Origin of the sequence: Thiobacillus sp. SCN 63-57 (genome assembly GCF_001725555.1) — a bacterium.
Classification (GTDB): domain Bacteria; phylum Pseudomonadota; class Gammaproteobacteria; order Burkholderiales; family Thiobacillaceae; genus Thiobacillus.
This window is the reverse complement of record NZ_MEGP01000002.1, coordinates 72,219-95,286: the sequence shown is the minus strand read 5'-3', so window position 1 is coordinate 95,286 and position 23,068 is coordinate 72,219. Positions and strand designations below refer to the sequence as shown.

Annotated in this window: 16 protein-coding genes; 7 read left to right on the top strand and 9 right to left on the bottom strand. The window is 63.8% G+C overall.

All coding sequences use genetic code 11. The features are described 5' to 3' along the window. The first annotated feature begins 4 nt into the window (after positions 1–4). The 7 genes from ABT23_RS01045 (at position 5) to ABT23_RS01015 (ending at position 15,265) form a co-directional block, all read left to right on the top strand. Positions 5–3,109 carry an efflux RND transporter permease subunit gene (locus tag ABT23_RS01045; protein ID WP_296629885.1) on the top strand — a complete coding sequence of 1,035 codons (3,105 nt, stop codon included), beginning with the start codon at positions 5–7 and terminating at the stop codon, positions 3,107–3,109. Positions 3,110–3,121: 12 nt separating this feature from the next. Further along, the gene (glgP, locus tag ABT23_RS01040) at positions 3,122–5,668 is read left to right on the top strand and encodes an alpha-glucan family phosphorylase (protein ID WP_296629883.1); all 2,547 of its coding nucleotides are present in this window, start codon (positions 3,122–3,124) and stop codon (positions 5,666–5,668) included. A 12-nt stretch (positions 5,669–5,680) separates the two neighbouring features. Further along, positions 5,681–7,825 (top strand): glycogen debranching protein GlgX, encoded by a 2,145-nt coding sequence (gene glgX / locus ABT23_RS01035; RefSeq protein ID WP_296629880.1) that lies wholly within the window; start codon positions 5,681–5,683, stop codon positions 7,823–7,825. 27 nt (positions 7,826–7,852) lie between these two features. Next, complete coding sequence (locus tag ABT23_RS01030; protein ID WP_296629878.1) at positions 7,853–9,052, top strand: acetate/propionate family kinase; 1,200 nt, start codon at positions 7,853–7,855, stop codon at positions 9,050–9,052. A gap of 13 nt (positions 9,053–9,065) precedes the next feature. Next, on the top strand, positions 9,066–11,435 hold the full coding sequence (locus ABT23_RS01025; protein ID WP_296629876.1) for a phosphoketolase: 2,370 nt from the start codon (positions 9,066–9,068) through the stop codon (positions 11,433–11,435). Positions 11,436–11,442: 7 nt separating this feature from the next. Beyond that, positions 11,443–12,453, top strand: coding sequence for a TIGR00341 family protein (locus ABT23_RS01020; protein ID WP_296629874.1), 1,011 nt, complete (start codon positions 11,443–11,445; stop codon positions 12,451–12,453). 331 nt (positions 12,454–12,784) lie between these two features. Then, positions 12,785–15,265 (top strand): plasma-membrane proton-efflux P-type ATPase, encoded by a 2,481-nt coding sequence (locus tag ABT23_RS01015; protein ID WP_296629871.1) that lies wholly within the window; start codon positions 12,785–12,787, stop codon positions 15,263–15,265. A 111-nt stretch (positions 15,266–15,376) separates the two neighbouring features. On the opposite strand, the gene ABT23_RS01010 is transcribed toward ABT23_RS01015, so the two are convergent. The 9 genes from ABT23_RS01010 to ggt all read right to left on the bottom strand — a co-directional run bounded on the left by ABT23_RS01010 (position 15,377) and on the right by ggt (position 23,055). After that, positions 15,377–16,522 carry a metallophosphoesterase gene (locus tag ABT23_RS01010; RefSeq protein WP_296629869.1) on the bottom strand — a complete coding sequence of 382 codons (1,146 nt, stop codon included), beginning with the start codon at positions 16,520–16,522 and terminating at the stop codon, positions 15,377–15,379. Between the two features lie 211 nt (positions 16,523–16,733). Further along, complete coding sequence (locus ABT23_RS01005; protein WP_296629868.1) at positions 16,734–17,186, bottom strand: YiiD C-terminal domain-containing protein; 453 nt, start codon at positions 17,184–17,186, stop codon at positions 16,734–16,736. 128 nt (positions 17,187–17,314) lie between these two features. Further along, positions 17,315–17,665 carry a DUF488 family protein gene (locus tag ABT23_RS01000; RefSeq protein WP_296629866.1) on the bottom strand — a complete coding sequence of 117 codons (351 nt, stop codon included), beginning with the start codon at positions 17,663–17,665 and terminating at the stop codon, positions 17,315–17,317. Between the two features lie 9 nt (positions 17,666–17,674). After that, positions 17,675–18,196, bottom strand: coding sequence for a superoxide dismutase [Cu-Zn] SodC (sodC, locus tag ABT23_RS00995; RefSeq protein WP_296629863.1), 522 nt, complete (start codon positions 18,194–18,196; stop codon positions 17,675–17,677). Between the two features lie 155 nt (positions 18,197–18,351). Beyond that, a complete protein-coding gene (locus ABT23_RS00990) occupies positions 18,352–18,726 on the bottom strand; it encodes a hypothetical protein (protein WP_296629860.1) in 375 nt (124 codons plus the stop codon). A 127-nt stretch (positions 18,727–18,853) separates the two neighbouring features. Then, a complete protein-coding gene (locus tag ABT23_RS00985; protein WP_296629857.1) occupies positions 18,854–19,726 on the bottom strand; it encodes a DMT family transporter in 873 nt (290 codons plus the stop codon). Between the two features lie 142 nt (positions 19,727–19,868). Then, positions 19,869–20,291, bottom strand: coding sequence for a VOC family protein (locus ABT23_RS00980; protein WP_296629854.1), 423 nt, complete (start codon positions 20,289–20,291; stop codon positions 19,869–19,871). A gap of 54 nt (positions 20,292–20,345) precedes the next feature. Beyond that, the gene (locus ABT23_RS00975; RefSeq protein ID WP_296629851.1) at positions 20,346–21,041 is read right to left on the bottom strand and encodes a VIT family protein; all 696 of its coding nucleotides are present in this window, start codon (positions 21,039–21,041) and stop codon (positions 20,346–20,348) included. Between the two features lie 229 nt (positions 21,042–21,270). Continuing rightward, on the bottom strand, positions 21,271–23,055 hold the full coding sequence (ggt, locus tag ABT23_RS00970; RefSeq protein ID WP_296629849.1) for a gamma-glutamyltransferase: 1,785 nt from the start codon (positions 23,053–23,055) through the stop codon (positions 21,271–21,273). Between the last annotated feature and the right edge of the window lie 13 nt (positions 23,056–23,068).

The window sequence follows — 23,068 nt, the reverse complement described above, 5'->3', positions numbered from 1 at the left end:
CGCGATGAACACGAAATTCACGGATATCTTCATCAGGCGCCCGGTGCTGGCCACCGTGGTCAGCCTGGTCATCCTGGTGCTCGGGCTGCGTTCGATCGGGTTGCTGCCGGTGCTGCAGTATCCCTACACGCAAAACGCCGTGGTCACGGTCACCACGGTCTATCCGGGGGCCGACGCCAACCTGGTGGCGAGCTTCATCGCCACGCCGCTGGAAAACGCCATCGCCCAGGCCAACGGCATCGACTACATGACGTCGAGCAGCGTGCAGGGCATGAGCACCATCACCGTCAACCTGCGGTTGAACTACGCGCCCGACAAGGCGCTCACCGAGATTACCGCCAAGGTCAACTCGGTGCTCAACCAGTTGCCGCCGCAATCCCAGACACCCGTCCTGTCGGTGAGCATCGGCCAGACCATCGACGCGATGTACATCGGATTCAACAGCGACGTACTCAAGCCCAACCAGATCACCGACTACATCAACCGTGCGGTGCAGCCCCGGCTGCAGGCGGTGGACGGCGTGCAGACCGCCGAGATCCTGGGCGCGAAGAACTTCGCCCTGCGCGCCTGGCTCGACCCACAGAAGCTCGCCGCCCACGGCCTGACCGCATCCGACGTGTATTCGGCCCTGGCCGCCAACAACTATCTCTCCTCCACCGGCAATGCCAAGGGCCAGATGGTGCAGGTCAACCTGGCCGCCAATACCAACCTGAAGTCGCTCGATGGGTTCAAGAACCTGATCGTGAAAACGGTCGGCGGACAGGTCGTCAGGTTGACGGACGTGGCCAACGTTTCCCTGGGCGCCGACGATTACGACACAGCGGTCGCCTTCGATGGCAAGTCGTCGGTGTTCGTCGGCATCCAGGTCGCACCGGGCGCCAATCTGCTCGACGTCATCGCCCGCGTGCGCAAGGTCATGCCCGACATCCAGTCGCAACTGCCGACCGGCTTGCAGGGCGGCATCATCTACGACTCGACCAAGTTCGTGAATTCCTCGATCAACGAAGTGATCAAGACGCTGGTGGAGGCCGTTCTCATCGTCACCGCGGTCGTGTTCATCTTCCTCGGTTCGCTGCGCTCGGTGATCATTCCACTGGTCGCCATCCCGCTGTCCATCGTCGGCACGTTCACCGTGATGCTGGCGCTGGGCTATTCCATCAACCTGCTCACGTTGCTGGCGATCGTGCTGGCCATCGGCCTGGTGGTCGACGACGCCATCATCGTCGTGGAAAACGTCAGCCGCCATCTCGAGAACGGCATGTCGCGGATGGACGCGGCGGTGCGCGCCGCGCGCGAACTGGCGAATCCCATCATCGCGATGACCATCGTGCTGGTGGCGGTGTACGTCCCCATCGGCTTCATGGGCGGGCTGACGGGCGCGCTGTTCACCGAGTTCGCCTTTACGCTGGTGGGGACGGTCGTCATGTCGGCGGTGATCGCGCTGACCCTGTCGCCGATGATGTGCTCGCGCCTGCTGAAAGCGCCCAATCCGCAGAGCCGCAACTGGCAGGACCGGCTGGTGCTGTTCCTCGACCGCAGCTTCGAGCGCCTGCACGCACGCTACGAGCGCCTGCTTCAAGGCTCGCTCAATCACCTGCCGGTCACGGCGGTGATGTCGGCCATCATTCTCGGCTCCATCTATTACCTGTATTCGACCTCGATGTCGGAGCTGGCGCCGCAGGAAGACCAGGGCGTGCTGATCAGCATCGCCTTCAACAATCCCACGGCCACCATCGATCAGCGGCAGCTTTACGCCAGCCAGATCTACGACGTGTTCAAGGGCTTTCCGGAAACCGACCATGTCTTCCAGGTCAATTCGCCCGCCCAGGTCATTGGCGGCATGGTCCTCAAACCCTGGGATGCACGTACCCAGACCGCCACGGATTTGCAGCCTGCACTGCAGAAGAAATTGAGCCAGATCGCCGGTTCGCAGATTGCGGTGTTCCAGCCGCCGCCCCTGCCGGGTGCCCGCGGCGTGCCGATCCAGTTCGTCATCACCACCTCCGAGTCGTTCGACAAGCTCTACGCGGTATCGCAGCAGTTCCTGCAGGCGGCGCAGAAGACCGGGCAGTTCATCTTCCTGCAGTCCGACCTGCGCCTCGACCTGCCGCAGACCCGCATCGAGATCGACCGCAACATGGCCGCACAGCTGGGTCTCAACATGCAGGACATCGGCTCGGCGCTGTCGGCCATGCTGGGTGGCGGCTACGTGAATTTCTTCGAACTGGGCGGACGCGCCTACAAGGTCATCCCCCAGGTCGACCAGCGCTACCGCCTGAATCCGGATCAGCTCATGCATTACTACCTGCGCACCGCGAGCGGCAACATGGTGCCGTTGTCCACCGTAGTGCATTTCAGCACCGTGGTGCAGCCCGAAACGATCAGTCATTTCCAGCAGGCCAACGCGGCCACCATCCAGGGCGTGGCCTTGCCCTTCGTGGCCCAGGGACAGGCGTTGGAGAGCCTGAAACAGCTGGCCCAGCGCACGCTGCCCGCCGGCTATACTTTCGACTACGCCGGTCCTTCCCGCCAGTTCGTCCAGGAATCGGGTGGACTGGTGCTGACCTTCTTCTTCGCCCTGGTGATCATCTTCCTGGCCCTGGCTGCACAGTTCGAGAGCTTCCGCGATCCCATCATCATCCTGGTGTCGGTCCCCATGGCCATCTCGGGCGCGCTCCTGTTCATCAACCTCGGCATCGGCCATGCCACGCTGAACATCTACACTGAAGTGGGTCTGGTCACCCTGATCGGGTTGATCTCCAAGCACGGCATCCTGATCGTGGAGTTCGCCAACAACCTGCAGCGCGAAGGGCAGAGCAAGCTCGACGCCATCAAGCATGCCGCGGGCCTGCGCCTGCGGCCGATCCTGATGACCACTGCGGCCATGGTGTTCGGCGTGATGCCCTTGATTACCGCCAGTGGCGCGGGCGCGGTGAGCCGCTTCAACATGGGCCTGGTCATTGCGACCGGGTTGTCGATCGGCACACTGTTCACCCTGTTCGTGGTGCCAGCCATGTACGTGATGCTGGGCGCCGATCATGGCGGCACGTCGAAAAGACCTGAAGATCCGGCGTCTCCCGCCATGCAGGGCGATGCGACATCGATTTGACAAGGAGCGAGCATGAATGACCCCACCCCATCCGGCCATCCGAAGGAATTTCTGCTTCCCACGGATATCGAGGGGTTCGACTCCCTGGCCGAACTGGCCCTGGATATGCGTTCGTCGTGGAACCACGCCACCGATCCTGTCTGGCGAAAGCTGGATCCCGAACTCTGGGCGCTGACGCGGAATCCCTGGGTCGTGTTGCAGACGGTGTCGCGCGAGAAATTGCAGGGCGTGCTGGCCGATCCCACTTTCCGCAAGAATCTTGACGCGCTCGTGCAGACGCGACGGAATGCCGGCGAGGCCCCGGCATGGTTTCAGCAGACTCACCCGCACACGCAGCTCAACTGTGTGGCCTACTTCAGCATGGAATACATGTTGAGCGAGGCCTTGCCTATTTATTCGGGCGGGCTCGGCAACGTGGCGGGCGATCAGCTCAAGGCGGCCAGCGATCTGGGCATTCCGGTCATCGGGGTGGGGCTGCTCTACCAGCAAGGCTATTTTCGGCAGGAAATCGACAAGGACGGCATGCAGCAGGCGCGCTTTCCCTACAACGACCCCGGACAGCTGCCCATCACGCCCCTGCGCAAACCGGATGGAGAGTGGCTGCGGCTGGAAATCGCGTTGCCCGGATATTCGGTCTGGCTGCGCGCCTGGCAGGTCCAGGTCGGCCGCGTGAAGCTCTACCTGCTGGACAGCAACGACGCCGCGAACTATCCCGCGCATCGCGGCATCACCAGCGAGCTATACGGTGGCGGTCCCGAATTGCGGCTCAAACAGGAAATGCTGCTGGGGATCGGAGGCTGGCGGTTGCTCCAGGCGCTCGGCATCCAACCGGAAGTCTGCCACCTGAACGAAGGACATGCGGCCTTTGCCGTGCTGGAACGCGCCTGCAGCTTCATGCAGTCGAGCGGGCAGCCATTCGAAGTCGCACTCGCCGTCACCCGCGCGGGGAATCTCTTCACCACGCACACAGCGGTCGCCGCCGGATTCGATCGTTTCGCACCGGCCCTGATCGAGCAATATCTCGGCGGATACGCCGAGCAGAGGCTCGGCATCACGCGCCATGACTTGCTGGCCCTCGGTCGGCAGAACCCGAACGACGCGTCTGAGCCCTTCAACATGGCGTATCTGGCGATTCGCGGAAGCGGGGCGGTGAATGGCGTCAGCAGCCTGCACGGGCGGGTGAGCCGGCATCTGTTCGCGCCGCTCTTTCCGCGCTGGCCGGTGAACGAAGTACCCGTCGGCCACGTGACCAACGGCGTCCATATGCCGACCTGGGACTCGGCCGCGGCCGACGTGCTGTGGACGGAAGCCTGCGGCAAGGACCGCTGGCTGGATGGATCGGGTACGCTGGAGCAGGACATGCGCCGCATCTCCGACGCCAGGCTCTGGGAGTTCCGCACGGCCGCCAGCGCATCCCTGGTCGACTACGCGCGCGAACGCCTGTCCCGGCAGCTTACGGCGTCCGGCGCGCCGCCCGAAGCCATCGCCGAGGCGAAGCACCTGTTCGATTGCAACACCCTGACGCTGGGTTTTGCCCGCCGTTTCGCCACGTACAAACGACCGAACCTGCTGCTTCACGATCCGGAACGCCTGCTGCGCCTGCTGTCCAATCCGCAACGCCCGGTACAACTCATCATCGCCGGCAAGGCCCATCCCGCCGACCTGGCCGGACAGGCCCTGATCCAGCAATGGATCCATTTCATCCGCCGTCCCGAGGCGCGCCCACACGTGATCTTCCTCAGCGACTACGACATGCACCTGACTGAACACCTGGTGCAGGGCGTGGACGTCTGGCTCAACACGCCGCGACGCCCCTGGGAGGCGTGCGGAACGAGTGGCATGAAGGTGCTGGTCAATGGCGGCATCAACCTGTCGGAACTGGACGGCTGGTGGGCGGAAGCCTACACGCCGGAAGTGGGATGGGCGCTGGGGGACGGCCAGGAGCATGATGACGATCCGGCCTGGGATGCGGCCGAAGCCGACGCGCTCTACGGCCTGCTCGAGCGCGAAGTGATCCCGGAATTCTATACGCGCGACGAGCAGGGCATTCCCGGCGCCTGGGTGGCGCGGATGCGGGAAAGCATGGCGCAATTGACGCCGCGCTACTCCACCAACCGCGCGGTGCGCGAATACACCGAGCAGCATTATCTCCCGGCCGCCTCGGTCTATCTCGCGCGCGCCGCCGAGCAGGGGGCGCTCGGTGCGCAACTGGTGAAAATGCGGCACACGCTGGAACAGGATTGGACGGCCCTGCGGTTTGGGGAAGTCAAACTGGACAGCGCGGACGGACAGCACGTATTCGAGATCCAGCTGTACCTCGACGACGTCGATCCCGATACGGTGCGGGTCGAACTGTATGCCAATGGAGTGGACGGCGCACCCTCCGTGCGGGTGGCGATGCAGCGGGTGCGGCAACTGGTGGGGGCGGCCAACGGCTATGCGTATCATGCCGCGGTCCCGGCAAGCCGTCCGGCGACGGACTACACGGCGCGCCTCATTCCGTTCCACGACAGCCTGGCGGTCCCGCTGGAAGATGCGCATATCCTCTGGCAACGTTGAGGCCGGTCGATCGTGAGCGCCCCGGAACGCCCGCTGCACGACTACGCCGCCGAGGTGTCCGAGTGCACCGACCTACGGCGAGGCGTGCCTTTGCCTCTGGGAGCCCACGAATCCGAAGGCGGCGTGAACTTCGCCCTGTTCAGCCGTCATGCCAGCCGCGTTCGGCTGGAACTGTTCGATCGGGCACATGATGCCGTGCCGGTCCGGGCCATCGATCTGGATCCGGTCCGCAACCGCACCGGCGACGTCTGGCACGTCTGGGTGCAGGGGATACAAACGGGCCAGCTGTATGCCTATCGTGTCGACGGCCCGTACCGGCCCCAGGACGGCCATCGCTTCAATTTCCGCAAGCTGCTCCTGGACCCCTTCGCGACGGCAATCTCGCAACGCTCGCCTTGGGATTTCGGGCCGGCGCGCGGATACGATCCAGCGGCGCCAGATCCGGATCGGATGCCTTCCCCGGTGGACGACGCCGGCGCCATGCCGAAATGCGTGTTCATCCACGAGCCGTTCCACTGGCAGGACGACCTGCCGCCCAGGCGCCCCTGGTCGGAGACCGTGATTTACGAAATGCATATCCGGGGATTCACCGTCCATCCCAGCGCCGGCGTCGACCATCCCGGCACCTACCGCGGCCTGATGGACAAGATCCCTTATCTGAAGGCGCTGGGCGTGACGGCGGTGGAGTTGATGCCAGTGCACGAATTCAACGAATGGCAGCTTCCGGTCAGCAATCCGCAGACGGGCGAGCCGCTCAGAAACTACTGGGGCTACGATCCCGTGGCCTTTCTGGCACCGAAGGCCGCCTACAGCAGCGCGGGTGGCCAGGGCCAGCAGACGCTGGAATTCAAGGAGATGGTGCGTGCGCTCCACCAGGCCGGGATCGAAGTGATCCTGGATGTCGTCTTCAACCATACGGCGGAAGGCAACGAACTGGGGCCGACCTTGGGTTTTCGCGGGATCGACAACGCGATCTTCTACATGCTGACGCCGGACCTGCGCCATTACAGGAACTACACGGGCACCGGCAACACCGTCAACGCCAATCATCCCGTGGTGCGGGATCACATTTTGGGCGCGCTGCGCCACTGGGTGGTGGAGATGCACGTGGACGGGTTCCGCTTCGACCTGGCGTCGATTCTCGGCCGTGACGGCACCGGCAGGCTGCTGGCCAGCGCGCCGCTGCTCGAGCGGATCGCCGAGGATCCGATCCTGCGGGACGTGAAGCTCATCGCCGAGGCGTGGGACGCCGCCGGTGCTTACGAAGTGGGAAGTTTCTCCGAACGGCGCTGGGCGGAATGGAATGGCCGCTACCGTGACGACGTGCGGCGTTTCTGGCGCGGCGATGCGGGAATGCTCGGCCTCTTTGCCAGCCGCCTCTGTGGCAGCGCCGACATCTACGCCCAGTCGGGAAAAGGTCCCGAGGCCAGCATCAATTTCGTCACCTGCCACGACGGATTCACCTTGAACGACCTGGTGAGCTATCGCGCCAAGCACAACGAGGCGAACGGCGAGGACAACCGGGACGGGAGCGATGCCAACTTCAGCGACGCTTGCGGCATCGAAGGGGCGTCGACGGATCCTGCGATCGAGGCGATGCGCAGTCGCCAGATCAGGAACTTCCTGCTGACGCTACTGATCTCGCGCGGCGTGCCGATGCTGTTGGGCGGGGACGAGTTTCGTCGTACCCAGGGCGGCAATAACAATGCCTGGTGCCAGGACAACGAGACGAGCTGGGTTGACTGGAACCTGCTCGAACAGCACCGGGAACTCCATCGATTCGTGCGCGAAATGCTCGCCTTTCGTCGGGCGCATCCGGTCTTGAGCCGGGAACGGTTCTATACGGAAGCGGAGATCCAGTGGTTCGGCCCGGACGGCAACGTGCCAGACTGGTTCGATCCGTCGGCCAGGCAGCTGGCTTGCCGCATACGGGAAGACGCGCATGACAGCCTGTTCCTCATATTCAATGCCGGCAGCGAGCATGTCGATTTTCGCGTGCCCGAGGCGCCGGATGATCGGCACTGGCATCGGGTGGTGGATACGCATCGTCCGGCGCCCGAGGATATCGCCTCGCCGGGCACGGCGCTGCGGCTGGATGCACCCGTGATCTATCGGATCGAGCCGCGCGCCGGTGTCATCCTCGCGACGCGAAGATGACACCCTCCCACCCGGGGAATTCGACCTATGCTGACACCTGAAAAAGCCTTCATCCTGTCCGTCAATGGTGGTTCGTCCAGCATCAAGTTCGCCTTGTTCGACACGGGAACGTCGCTGCATCGGGTTCTGCGAGGCAGGATCGAGCGGATCGGCATGCCGGCCGCCACGTTCACGGTGCAGGGAACGAATCGTGCCGATGCCTTTTCGCGTTCCGTGTCCGCGCCGGATCACACGGCGGCGGTCGGCGTGCTGATGGATTGGGTCGAGGGCCAGATCGCAAGCGGGGCGCTGGCCGCCATCGGCCACCGTGTGGTGCATGGCGGGCCTGCGTACTGGGAAGCGCAGCGGATCACGCCGGCGATGATCGAGACCTTGCATCAGCTGAGCCCGTTCGACCCCGAGCATCTGCCGGAAGAAATTCTTCTGACCGAGGCGTTCCATCGCCGTTTTCCGGACGTTCCGCAGATCGCCTGCTTCGATACCGCTTTCCATCATGACATGCCGCGCGTGGCCCGCCTGCTGCCGATTCCGCGGCGCTACGATGCGCAGGGTGTCCGGCGCTATGGTTTTCACGGCCTCTCCTGCGCCTACCTCATGGAAGAACTTGCGCGGCTGGAGGGCGCTCAACTTGCGCAGGGACGGGTGATCCTGGCCCATCTCGGCAATGGTGCGAGCGTGACGGCCGTGCGTGAAGGGAAAAGCATCGACACCAGCATGAGCTTGACGCCGACGGCGGGTCTGCCGATGAGCACCCGCAGCGGCGATCTGGACCCGGGACTGGCCTGGTATCTGGCGCGTACCGAGAACATGACGGCGAAACAATTCCAACATATGGTCAACCATGAATCGGGATTGCTCGGCATATCGGAGACCAGCGCCGACATGCAGGACCTGCTCGCGCGCGAAGCGGACGATGTCCGCGCGGCGGAGGCGGTGGCGCTGTTCTGCTATCAGGCGAAGAAACAGATCGGCGCCCATGCCGCCGCGCTGGGCGGGATCGATACGCTGGTCTTCGCCGGCGGCATCGGCGAAAACGCGCCGGCCGTTCGTGCGCGCATAGGCGAGGGACTCGACTTCCTCGGTATCGAGCTGGATGCGGCACGCAACGCGGTGCACGCGGATGTGATTTCCACGGACGCCAGCAGGGTGCGGGTTCGCGTCATCCGCACGGACGAAGAGCAGATGATTGCCCGATCGGTCTGCCGCATTCTCGACCTCGATGAATAAGTAAGGAGCCCACATGAATGCCACGCCAAAGACCCTTTCACCGGACCTGCTGAACAGGATGGACGCCTATTGGCGCGCGGCAAACTATCTCTCGGTCGGGCAAATCTATCTCTACGACAATCCGCTGCTGAAGCGGCCGCTGGCGATGGGCGACGTCAAGCGCATGCTGCTGGGGCACTGGGGCACGACGCCGGGCCAAAACTTCATCTACACGCACTTGAACCGGCTCATCAAGAAGTACGACCTCAACATGATCTACGTGTCCGGCCCCGGACACGGCGGTCCGGCCGTCGTGAGCCATACCTATCTCGAAGGCACGTATAGCGAGATCTATCCCAACATCAGCCAGGACGAGGCGGGGTTGCAGAAGCTCTTTCTCCAGTTTTCCTTTCCCGGCGGCATTCCCAGCCACGCGTCGCCTGAATGCCCGGGCTCGATACACGAAGGCGGCGAACTGGGCTATTCGCTCAGCCACTCCTTCGGGGCGGTGTTCGACAATCCCGATCTCGTCGTCGCCTGCGTCGTCGGGGACGGCGAGGCGGAAACCGGACCGCTGGCCACGGCGTGGCATTCCAACAAGTTTCTCGATCCGGTCACCGATGGCGCGGTGTTGCCGATTCTGCACCTCAATGGCTACAAGATCGCCAACCCCACTATTTTCGCCCGCATCGAGCCGGAAGAGCTGGATCAGTTCTTCCGCGGCTGCGGCTGGATGCCCTATTACGTCGAGGGGGATGAACCGGCGCTGATGCACGAGGCCATGGCGGCGACGCTCGACATCGCGATGGAGGAGATCAAGCGCATCCAATACGAAGCACGCGTCAACGGCAACACCATGCGCCCGCGCTGGCCGGTGATCGTGCTCAAATCGCCCAAGGGCTGGACCGGGCCGAAGATGGTCGATGGCCTGCAAATCGAAGACACCTTCCGTGCGCACCAGGTGCCGATTGCCGTGGATGCCGAGCACCCCGAACACCTCAGGCTGCTGGAAGCGTGGCTGAAGAGCTACCGGCCGGAGGAACTGTTCGACGAGTCGGGCCGCCTCAAACCGGAGCTGGCCGAACTCGCGCCAGAAGGTGAGCGACGCATGGGCGCCAATCCCCACGCCAACGGCGGTCTGCTGCTGCGTGATCTGATCATGCCGGATTTTCAGGACTACGCGGTGACAGTGCCGTCGCCCGGGGCCGTGACGGCGGCCGACACGCACGAACTCGGCGTGTTCCTGCGCGACGTGGCCAAGCTCAATCGGGCGCAACGCAATTTCAGGATCTTCGGCCCTGACGAGACGCTTTCCAATCGCCTGAATGCCGTGTTTGAGGTCACCAATCGGCAGTGGGATGCACGCACGCAGGACAACGACGAATTCCTCGCCCTGGACGGCCGGGTCATGGAGATGCTGAGCGAGCATCAGTGCCAGGGGTGGCTCGAGGGATACCTACTCACCGGGCGACACGGCCTGTTCAACAGCTACGAGTCGTTCATCCACATCGTCGACTCGATGTTCAACCAGCACGCCAAATGGCTGAAGGTCACGGCTGACCTGCCGTGGCGGCGGAAAATCGCGTCGCTGAATTATCTGCTCGCGTCGCATGTCTGGCAGCAGATGCACAACGGTTTCACCCACCAGGATCCGGGCTTCATCGATCACGTCGTCAACAAGAAAGCCGCCATCGTACGCGTTTACCTGCCGCCGGACGCCAACTGCCTGCTCTCGGTCTGGGACCATTGCCTGCGCAGCCGGCATTACGTCAACGTCGTGATCGCCGGAAAGTACCAGGCGCCGCAGTGGCTCACCATGGATGCGGCCATCAAGCATTGCACCCAGGGTGTCGGTATCTGGCAATGGGCCAGCAACGATCAGGCCGTCGCGCCCGACGTGGTGATGGCCTGCTGTGGCGACGTGCCTACGCTGGAAACACTGGCTGCCGTCTCCATTCTGCGTGAGCATCTGCCTGACGTGAAAATCCGTGTGGTCAACGTTGTCGACCTCATGAAGCTGCAGCCGCAGACGGAGCATCCGCACGGCCTGAGCGACAGGGATTTCGACGAGATCTTCACCCGCGACAAGCCGGTGATCTTTGCCTTCCACGGCTATCCGTGGCTGATCCACCGGCTCACCTACCGCCGCACCAATCACGACAACTTCCATGTCCGCGGCTACAAGGAGGAGGGCACCATCACCACGCCTTTCGACATGACGGTGCTGAACGACCTCGATCGCTTCCACCTCGTGATGGATACCATCGACCGCCTGCCGCAGACCGGCGACAAGGGCGTCTACCTGAAACAGCAGCTGAAGGACAAGCTCATCGAGCACAAGCAGTACATCAACAAGTACGGCCAGGACATGCCGGAAATTCGGGAGTGGAAATGGAAAGGATGACGCCGCGATGGCGCTGCGACTGATCGAAATGGTGTTGCCGGAGCAGGACGGCATGGAAATCCGTGCGCTTCTCAAGGAGCACAAGACGCTCGACTACCGACAGATTCGCTTGCCCGATGGGGATGTGCTGGTGAGGATCTTGTTGGATGCGGAACAGAGCGAAGCCGTGCTCGATCTGTTGGGGGAACGTTACGCCGGAAAAGAGGGCAACCGGGTGGTGATTCTGGCTGTCGAGGCGACGTTGCCACGTGCTGAACCAGAGCCTGAGCCAGAACCAGAACCCGAGCAGCCCGCTCCACAGGAGAAACCGCCGGAACGGATCAGCCGCGAGGAGTTGTACGAGGACATCAAGGATGCCGCGCAGTGCTCGCGGGTCTATCTGACGATGGTGGTGTTGTCCACCATCGTGGCGGCCGTTGGCCTGTACTACAACAGTGTGGCGATCATCATCGGGGCGATGGTGATCGCACCCCTGCTCGGGCCGAACATGGCGTTGGCACTCGCCACGACCCTTGGCGACCTGACCCTGCTTCGGCGTGCGTTCCTGACAGCCCTGGCCGGGATTTCGGTGGCGATGGTGTTGTCGACGATCATCGGCGTGCTGCTGCAGGTGGACCCGGCAATACCGGAAATTGCATCGCGCGACGGAGTGGGGCTGGGCGACCTCGTCGTGGCTTTGGCATCGGGTGCGGCAGGGGCACTGGCGTTCACGACAGGCGTGTCGGCGATCTTGATCGGGGTGATGGTGGCCGTGGCGCTATTGCCGCCACTGGTGGCCTTCGGGTTGCTGCTTGGCAGTGGGCATGCGGCACTGGCGATGGGTGCGTTGTCGCTGTTTCTGATGAATCTGATCTGCGTGAATCTGGCTGGAGTAACGACGTTTCTGGTACAGGGCATTCGTCCGGCGACATGGTGGGAGAAAGATCGCGCTTCAAAAGCCACGCGCATCGCCATTACGTTGTGGCTGGCGGTATTGGCGGCATTGGGCGGCATGATCCTGTTGTTGCACAAAAATTGAACAGGCATGGACAGGAAGCCGTGATGCCGTTTCCCTTCATGCATCGTATTCAACTTCTCGGCAACGTTCGGCCAGAGACTCAGGGAATCGGGTAGTGGAGATGCATGAACGGAGGCTGAAAAAAGCATGGGCAGCACGATATGGCGACGCTCTGCAAACCATTCATGAAAGCGACGGTCAATAGTTTGATCACGTCGACGCGGTAGGGGCGTGGTTGAGAGAAGCGCAACGGCTTCGGTTTCATTCAATGCAGCGAATGCCAAGGGTACGAACAGGAGCCACTCCGATGGCTCAGGAACCCTGTGTCAGTGCAAGGACAGGAGTAAGCCATATGGAAGCCAATCGTGACCAGGCCGAGCTATCCGGATTGAAGCCCGGCGCACATGACGATCTGAAATCCCTGCCGCTGCCGGAAGTGGAGAAAAAACTGGGGTCGTCGCCGGACGGTCTCAGCCAGGCCGAAGCGCAGAAGCGGTTGACGCAATACGGGCCGAACGAACTGGAAGAGAAAAAGGCCAATGCTTTCCTGAAATTCCTCAGCTATTTCTGGGGCCCCATCCCGTGGATGATCGAAGCCGCCGTCATCCTCTCGGCGGTAGCCCAACATTGGCCGGACTTTGTCATCATCCTCGTGCTGCTTCTAGCCAACGCCGTGGTCGGATTCTGGGAAGAACACCAGGCGGGCAACGCCATTGCTGCGCTGAAGGCCAAACTGGCAATCAAGGCCCAGGTGAAGCGCGACAGGCAGTGGACCACCCCGGCGGCGCGTGAACTGGTGCCGGGCGACGTCATTCATCTGCGTCTGGGCGATATCGTGCCGGCGGACGCACGCTTGCTGGAAGGCGATCCGATCGAGGTGGACCAGTCCGCGCTGACCGGCGAATCCTTGCCTGTCACGCACACATCCGGCGAGGCGGTATTTTCCGGCTCGATCGTCCGCACCGGCGAAATCGACGCGCTGGTCTATGCCACGGGAACGAACACCTATTTCGGCAAGACGGCGCAACTGGTACAGGGGGCACAGACCACCAGCCATTTCCAGCGCGCGGTGCTGAGAATCGGCAATTACCTGATCGTCCTCGCGGTGGTGTTGGTGGCGATCATCATTACCGTCGCGCTGTTCCGCGACGACCCCATTCTCACCACCCTGCAGTTTGCCCTGGTGCTGACCGTGGCCGCAATCCCGGTTGCAATGCCTACCGTGCTGTCGGTGACCATGGCGGTCGGCGCGCGACTGCTGGCCAGGAAAGAGGCGATCGTCACCCGTCTGGCGGCCATCGAGGAATTGGCGGGGGTGGACGTGTTGTGTTCGGACAAGACCGGCACCCTGACCCAGAACAAATTGACCCTGGGCGATCCCTTCAGCGTCGATGGCATCCCGACCGATCGGGTCATCCTCGACGCCGCACTGGCTTCGCGCGCGGACAACCAGGACACCATCGACCTGGCTGTTCTGGGCGGACTGAAAGACAAGGATGCGTTGAAGGCTTATGAGGTGCTTCACTTCCAGCCATTCGATCCGGTGCACAAGCGTACCGAGGCGGCCGTCAAGGGACCGGATGGCAGCGCATTCAAGGTAACCAAGGGCGCACCGCAGGTGATCCTGGAATTGTCTGCCAATGCCGATGAGGTCGTCACGGCTGTCGATCAGGCCGTCAATGAATTTGCGGCGCGCGGTTTTCGTTCCCTGGGCGTGGCGCGAGCCGATGGCGACGGTCAATGGCAGTTCGTCGGCGTACTGCCCTTGTTCGATCCGCCGCGCGAGCAGGCCAGGGCGACCATCGCTACCGCGCGCGAAATGGGCGTGAGCGTCAAGATGGTGACGGGCGATGCACTGGCCATCGCGCGCGAGACCGCGAGCAAGCTGGGACTGGGAGCGAACCTCCTCGATGCCAGCGGCTTTGGCGACACCCGGCATCAGGAAACGGGACAACTGGCGGCGTCCATCGAGAATGCCGACGGCTTTGCCCAGGTCTTTCCCGAACACAAATACCACATCGTCGATGTCCTGCAGCAACGCGGGCATATCGTCGGCATGACGGGCGATGGGGTGAACGATGCCCCCGCATTGAAGAAGGCCGACTGCGGCATTGCCGTTTCTGGCGCGACGGATGCGGCACGCGCGGCGGCGTCCATCGTGCTGATGACGCCCGGCCTGTCGGTGATCGTCGACGCGATCAAGGAAAGCCGGAAAATTTTCCAGCGGATGAACAGCTATGCAATCTATCGCATCACGGAAACGCTGCGCGTATTGCTGTTCATGACCCTGTCCATCCTGGTGTTCAATTTTTATCCGGTGACCGCGGTGATGATCGTGATGCTGGCTCTGCTCAACGACGGAGCCATCCTGTCCATCGCCTACGACAACGTGCACTACAAGAATGCGCCCGAAGCCTGGAACATGCCCAGCGTACTGGGCGTCGCCACGGTGCTGGGGGTGACCGGGGTCGTTTCCGCCTTTGGCCTGTTCTATCTCGGCGAGCGCGTCTTCCATCTCGACCGTGCGCACATCCAGACGCTGATGTACCTGAAGCTGTCCGTCGCGGGGCACCTGACGATTTTCCTGACCCGCACGCGCGGCCCGTTCTGGTCGATACGCCCCGCACCGATCCTGTTGCTGGCGGTGGTCGGCACGCAGCTGGTGGCGACGTTGATCGCGGTCTACGGCATATTCATGACGCCGCTGGGCTGGGGCTGGGCGCTCATGGTGTGGGGGTATGCCCTGGCGTGGTTTTTCATCAATGATCTTGCCAAGCTCGCCGCCTACCGGATCTTCGATCCGGACACGCGCGCCGGTTTGGCGCATGCCTGAAGCGTCGGGCAGGCTGCCGGTTGGCGAGAAAAAACCGGCTTGCGCCGGTTTCGGGACGCCGCGCGCCTGTCCGCACGCACGAACAGGTGCGCGCGGACAGGCCAGGCCGATTTACGGCGCCGGCGGCAACACCTGGACCATGCGCTTCCAGCTGAACGGTCCGAAGCTGCTCGCACTGGCGCGGCCATCGCTGTCGCCCGGCTTGACCATGAGCTTGACCCATTCCATCGGGGCGACGCTGCCATGCACCACGATGCGGTGGAAGTTCTTTACGTCGTAACCGTTGGGATGGCTGTCATAGGCGTCGTCGCTGCACGCCGCTTCCGTGGCGCCGTTCTCGGCGGCACAGGGCGCACCCTTGGCCAGCGGGTTGTCCGAACGATAGCCGTGGGAGTCGCCGTTCAAAAGCAGAACCGGCTTGCCGAATGCGGTCGTGTGCAGCGCGATGCTGTCGATGAACTGCCGGTAGTTGGCGATGTGCAGGTCCTTCGGGTCATGCCCGTCGAGATCCCACATGTCGGCCTGGATCTGGATCACCACGGCCCGGGCGTGATTTGTCCTGGCGAGGGCGAATGCCTTGTCGAGCCAGCGCAGGTTGGCGCTGGTGCGCTTGAGGATCTCGTCGGTCTGCGCTTGCGTGCGGTCGAGGCCGAACCAGTTGTCTTCGTCGTTGTTCGAGCCGCCCGGAACGTTCAGGGTCACGAACACGGCGCCAGCCTGCCCCCACATCACGTTCTCGACGTATTCGGCGTCGGTCGGATAGTTCGCATCGTAGGCCTGGGCCTGCGAGATCAGCGGCTTGTCGACGGCGATGGCATTGCCGGGCGTGGCAAAGAAGATGTCGCGGACATATCCGAGATTCGCGAGCGGGTCGAGACCGCCTTCCTTGCTCTTGTGGCAGTCGGTCCACTCGTTGTCGCCGGGGGTGTACACCATAGGGGACTGGAAGGCGGTCCAGAGGTCGTAGATCGACTGATCGTAGGCCTGGGAGCAGGTCTGCTTGCCGGAGTGGATGTCGCCGACGTTGAGAACCAGCGACACATCGCGATCGTCGTTGATCGTCTTGATGAACGCCGGGGTCGCATCGAACTGCGCCGTGTCGGCGTCCTTGGTGCCGTAGGGCGAGTCGCCGAATACAGCGATGGCGAGCGCGTCACGCGCATCATGGGATGTCTTGTCGTTAAACGAATGGGCCTGGACTGGGGTGGCGGCAAACACGCTGGTGCTCAGCATCAGGGGAAGAATGAGTTTTCGCACGGTTTGATTCTCCGGTGGTCATGGGGAGGGCGACGTCCCATTCACCGCAACGACAGGATGTGGAAGACGCCGGGTCGGCAATCGAAATTGCTGCCCGGATTGTTGGGTGCGTAGATGACATCGCCATGACAAAGGATCATCGTTGCGAAAAAATCGGCCACGTGGCCGACTGCAGGAATCCCCGCGCGATGTACTGGCTTTTTGTGGAGACTTAATCGCTCTCCATGCCCAGTGCGACAAACAGCCCGTCAAGCTGGCCGGCGGGCCGGCCGGCGTATTCGAGCACGCATGAAACCGCGATTCGGGCACGGCCCCGTCGCCGAAGCGTGCGCGTGAAAACGCTCCAGGCCAGCGGATCCGAAAGAAAGGAGCGCGCCGTGAAGCCGCCGTCGATCGGGCGTTCGTAGTGCATGGTGTTGCGCTGGATCACCAGCCGGCTGTGGGTGCCTTCGTCGTGCAAGCGCGCATGAAGCAGCGACCAGGCTGCCAGGATGGCGATGGCGGAGGCGCTGCCGCCGAACACGGTGCCGCGGTGGTTGATGTTCGGCGGCAGAGGCGCGCTCAGCACGACGTCCTCGGGCCGTACCGACACGACCGAGACGTGCATGGCCTGCGATAGGGGGATGTTCTGGTGCAGATAGTGTTCGAGTTCGTTTGGCGACACGATGGATTCCTGGGGCGGCGCGAATCGGCACAGCCAGCCCTCTGGCATCGTGCGGGATCGCCCCGGAATTATGCTATGGCCGGCCTCGGCCCGGGAAGCATGTGTGGGGCCCGCGGGTCGGTTGCCGGTCAGCGACGGGAAAGCAGGAATGCCCTCAGTGCGACGGCATCGTTGTATCGTTCTTCCCGTGCCGCGAACAACAGCGTCACCGGCCCGGTTCCGAGGGTCTCGATCGCATGCGTCAGCGCGGCGGGCTGCTGTTGCAATTCCTGCCGGTAGCGACGCTGGAATTCCTCCCACTTCGCGGGCTCGTGATTGAACCATTTGCGCAGTTCCGTGCTGGGGGCCAGTTCCTTGAGCCACAGGTCGATGCGGGCTTTGTCCCGGGCAAGCCCGCGCGGCCACAGCCGGTCGACCAGCACCCGCATGCCATCGTCCGGGGCGGGCGCTGCGTAGACGCGCTTGACGCGGATGTCCATCCGCGGCCCCTATGGCGTGACACCGCACACCACGCGCGCGCCGCCGCCACCCAGCGGGGCCGGGTGGTCGGCGTGGTTGTCGCCGCCAGCATGGATCATCAGCGAACGTCCTTTCAGGTCCGCCATGTTCAGGCGCGGAGCGAGCACCGGCTGGGTGGCGCTGCCGTTCGGGTCGACATAGAGCGGCGGCAGGTCGCCCAGATGCCCATCGCCCCAGGGCGTGCCATGGCGATTGGTCTTTTCAGGGTCGTAATGCCCGCCTGCGGCAAGTGCGGCGACCATCTTTCCGTCCTTTTCCTTCGGACCGCAATCGGGATTCTGGTGCACATGGAACCCATGCAGGCCGGGCGCCAGGCCTTTGAGATCAGGGGTGAACACCAGGCCATAGCGAGATTGCGAGACGGTGACTTGACCGACCGACGGGCCGGTCCCGTGTTCGTTCACGCTGTGCATCGGGACCACCATGTCGGCGATGGCGCTCCAGGATGCAAGGCTGGAAACGAGGGCACATACCAATAACCTGGCTTTCATGTCTGCTCCTTCCGGGGGAAATACAGGGTGAGCCCCGCGGCTGGCAAGCGGGATACCCGCCGCGGATCATCTGGAAGCGTAGGCCATGTTCCGTCCTTGGCAAGCGCGCATTGTCGAGGCCTGGATCCGGCCCCATCCGGGTCTTGTTTCGCGTCCTACTTCCATCTGCAATCCCTCAGGAATACGGGTGCCTTGTCCACCTCCTGGCCGGATGCCACCGGCAACGCCGATCCTTCGCGCAGCATCCGAACGTGTGCGTTGTCGGGATCCTCTTCGAGGACATAGCGCACGCCTCGTTCGAAATGTGCGCTCAGGACATAGCAGCGGACAGTCTGGGGCAGGAGGGGGTGCCCGTAGGGCACGCTGCTTACCCACAGGACATGCAGGCCTGGCGACAGCAGGTAGATCGTGTCCCGGAAAGCATTCGGGATGCGGACCGCGGACACGGGCTTCTGGTCGACACCTCGCAATAACACGGGGTGTCGAGAATGGTCGCTCAGCACGGCCACCTGGGTCATGTCGTCGGTCATGGGGACGTCGAGCGGGATGACAGAATGGGATGGCGACGCACATCCGCCGATCGAGATGACAGCGAGCCCGAGAAAGAGAAGAGCCGGGCGGATCAGGTGCATCGAGGAGCGTGGCTGGCGCTGTCGTCTACGGCCGGCTGGCCGTGATCGCATGCGGGCGTATGGCCGGCTTTTCGAGAATGACCAGCGCAATCCCGCCGAGAATGGCGGCGGATGCCAAGCTCAGCCGCAGGGTGAGTGACTCGCCCAGAAACAGGATGCCGCCCAGCGCGGTAATCACGGGGACGCTGAGTTGCACGATCGAAGCCTGGGTGGCCTTCAGGGCCGGCAGGACCATGTACCAGATGGCATAGCCCATCCCCGACGCCAGCGCCCCCGACAGGATCGCATACCCGATGCCGGCGTAATCCAGTGGCGTGCCGTGCATCATGACCAGGCTCAATGCGGCTGCAATGGGTGTTGCGCGCAGGAAATTGCCCGCCGTGACCCGGATGGGGTTTCCTGCGCCTTTCCCGCGCAGGGAATAGATGCCCCAGGCAATCCCGGCGCCCACCATGAATACCGAGCCCAGCAACGGCGGCGCCGAGAGGCCCGGGAGCAGGAGGCCGACCAGTCCCCCGAAAGCGAGGACGAAGCCGGCAAGCTGCATGCGTCCCAGACGTTCGCCCGTCCACATGCCGTGGCCGATCATCGTCGCCTGGACGACGCCAAACAGCAGCAGCGCACCCGTTGCCGCCGGCAGGCTCACATAGGCAAAGGAAAAGCCCGCCGCATAGGCAAACAGCGCCAGCGCGGATAGCCAGTTGCCGCGCCCGGCCGTGGTGCCTTGTCTGGCCTTCACCAGCAGCCAGAGTGTCAGCGCGCCGGAGGCCAGCCGGAGGGTCGTGAAGCTGGCCGGGTCGATGCTGGTGTGCTTGAGGGCAATCCGGCAGAACAGGGAATTGCCCGCAAAGGCCAGCATGGCGAGCGACGTCAGGGTGATGGTGCGGGTATGGGACATGGTAGGTTTCTTTCAATCGCCATCAGGAGGCCGGGCGACGTTGGGCGACAGGGTATCCGCCTTCAGCGTTGCCTCCAAGCCCTTCGCTGGAGGGGTGTTTCATGGAAACCCCGGTTGTTCCGGGAGCGATACGGGACAGGCGTCACGCATCCAGGACCCACTGGGGATTCCAGGCTACTTCCCAGAGATGCTGGTCCGGATCCAGGAAGTAGCCTGCGTATCCGCCCCAGAAGGTATCGCGGGCAGGCTTGACGATGCGGGCGCCTGCGGCGGCGGCTTCGGCCATCACCGCGTCGACCTCGGCCCTGGACGCGACGTTATGGGCAAGCGAGAGGTCGGTGGCATTGGGCGCACCGGGAGGCAGGCCGGTGTCATGGGTGAGGCTTTCCCGGGGCCACAGCGCCAGCTTCAGGCCGCCCTGGAGTTCGAAGAATGCGACGGCACCGAACGCAAATTCCCGCCCCACGATGCCTTCGGTCTTGAGGCCCATGCCTTCGGCATAGAATTTCACCGCGCGGTCGAGGTCGTCCACGCCAAGGGTAATCAGGGTGACACGCGGTTGCATGGGCATTTTCTCCAGAAAGCACGAGGCGTTATCCAGGATCCGCTATGCGGCCGATCAAGCCAGCGTGCCAAACAAGGTCCCGACGCCGGCCGTCACGCCCATGGCCAACGCGCCCCAGAACGTGACACGCAGGGCGCCCATCGCCACCCGTGAACCGCCGGCACGGGCTGCCACGCCGCCCAGAAGCGCCAGGAAGATGAGCGAGCTTGCCGAAACGAGCGGGATCAGGCTCGCTTCCGGCGCAAATACCGTGACCAGCAGCGGCATGGCTGCGCCGAAGGAAAAGCTGGCGGCCGAAGAAAGTGCCGCCTGGATCGGCCGGGCAGTCAGCGCCTCGGAGATGCCGAGCTCGTCGCGTGCATGGGCGCCGAGCGCGTCGTGCGCCATGAGCTGGTCAGCGACCTGCTTCGCCAACGCCGGATCGAGTCCCCGCTTGACATAGATTGCCGCCAGTTCCCGGTGTTCGCCCGGATCGTTCGTCTTCAGTTCCTGTCGCTCGCGTTCGAGGTCGGCCTGCTCGGTATCCGCCTGGGAATGCACGGAAACATATTCGCCGGCCGCCATCGACATGGCACCCGCGACCAGGCCGGCAAGGCCGGCGACGAGCACGCTGCTGTGGCCGCCCTGTGCCGACGCGACACCGAGGATCAGGCTAGCCGTGGAAACGATGCCGTCATTCGCCCCCAGCACCGCTGCGCGCAGCCAGCCGATACGGTCAGTGTGGTGATGTTCTCTGTGACGTCGCGGCATGTTCCTTGTCCGTATCGGTTGCGGCCACGCACGCACTGTGTGGCCAGGATTTGGAATGGAGCGCTTCCGGGGTTGTACCAGCCCCCACAGGCCCTCATGTTAGCGAGCGTGCTTCACGCTCGGCAAGGCATTCGCCGCGTGACGATGACGCTACAGTACACCCGGTTCGATCTCATGCAGATACTCGGGCGCCTTGACGCCGGCTTGTCTTGTGCCGGCAGGCCTCGCGTCAACGCCCTACCCGAATCACCGTCCCCTCGCGCCGTGGATCGGCAGCCCCGCCATGCGCGCCGGTCACGGGATCGACGACGACGGCTTGCACCGAGCCGATGGTTTCGCGGCAGCCGTCCGTTCCCGCTTCGCCCAGGCCGGTATGCCCGAGTGTGCGCAACGCGTCCTGCGTGGCGAGGCTGAAGGGTGGCTGCATGAAGGTCTGGCCGCCTTCGCAGCTCACCTTGCCTGTTGCGTTGGTAACCGACAGGCGCGGTGCATCGATGGCCTGCTGCATCGTCATGCCGTGGTCGATGAGGTTGAGCGTGACGTTGAGCACCGAGTTGATGATGGTGGCGCCGCCGGGCGAGCCGTAGGCGGCGACGGGCTTGCCGTCCTTCAGCAGTAGCAGCGGCGCCATGCTGGAGCGTGGGCGCTTGAATGGCGCGACGTCGTTGGCGCCAGGATTGCCTTCGGCGGGGTCGGCGCTGGGCAGGAAATTGAAATCGGTCAACTCGTTGTTGAGCAGGAATCCATAGCCCGGCACGGTGATACCGGAGCCCCAGGTGTATTCGATGGTGGTGGTGTAGCTCACCATGTTGCCCCAGCGGTCGACGATGGCGAAGTGGGTGGTGTGGAGGCTTTCTTCCCGTGTGCGGGCCGGCTTCAGCCGCATGGCGGCGGGGGCGCCCCAGGGTGTGAGGTCGCCTGCCTGTGGCGTGTCCATGCGGCGATCCGTTTTGATCAATGCCGAGCGCGCCGCCAGATACTCGGGATTCAGCAGGGCGTGTTGCGGCACCTGCGCGGCATCGTCGTCGCCGATCCACACCGCGCGGTCGGCGAAGGCCAGGCGCATGGCCTCGGCCATCACGTGCAGGGTCTTGGGGCTGCCGAAGCCGTAGCCTTGTGCGACGTCGCCGAGCGGAAAGCGCTCGAGCAGCTTCAGGATTTCGAAGAGGGTGAGGCCGCCGGAGGAAGGGGGCGGCATGCCGGCGAGCGTCCAGCCGCGATAGTGGCCGATCAGCGGCCGGCGAATCGCCACCCGGTACTGTGCCAGATCGGCGAGCGTCATGCGGCCCTTGCCCGCATCGCCGAGCTCGCTACGCCCGCGCTGCTGCGCCTTGACGATGGCGTGCGCGATCGGGCCGCGGTAGAACGCATCGGGGCCCTTGGCCGCAATCAGTTTCAGGGTCTTCGCCAGATCGGGCTGCACCAGCCAGTCGCCCTCGGCGAGCGGCACACCGCCGGGACGGAAGGTCGCAGCGGTTTCCGGCTGGATCTGCGTTCGACCGTCATCGTTCGCGATGTCGTCCGCCAGGAAACGGTTGACACGGAAGCCGTGCTCGGCGAGTTCGATCGCAGGCACCAGCGTGTCGGCCAGCTTCATCGTGCCCCAGCGGCGCAGGGCGGTGTCGACGCCGAGGAGCGTACCCGGCACGCCCACTGCGAGGCCGCTGGTCGAGGCAAGCGGAAAGGTCATCGGCAGGCCGTCGGGCGCGAACATGTCGGCACGGGCGCGTGCAGGGGCGCGTTCGCGCGAATCGACGAAGTAGGTCTCGCCGGTCCTGGCCAGGTGGACCAGCATGAAGCCGCCGCCGCCGATGCCGGACGATTGCGGCTCGACGACGTTCAACGCGAATTGCACGGCGGCAGCGGCATCGATGGCGTTGCCGCCCTGTGCCAGGATGCGCGCACCGGCCGCGGCAGCAGCCGGTTGCGAGACCGCCACCACACCCTCGGGCGAAGCGGCCAGCACGGAGGAGGACAGCAGGCAGAAGATGAACCAACGCGCAATACGGATCATGGGCCACGGCCGG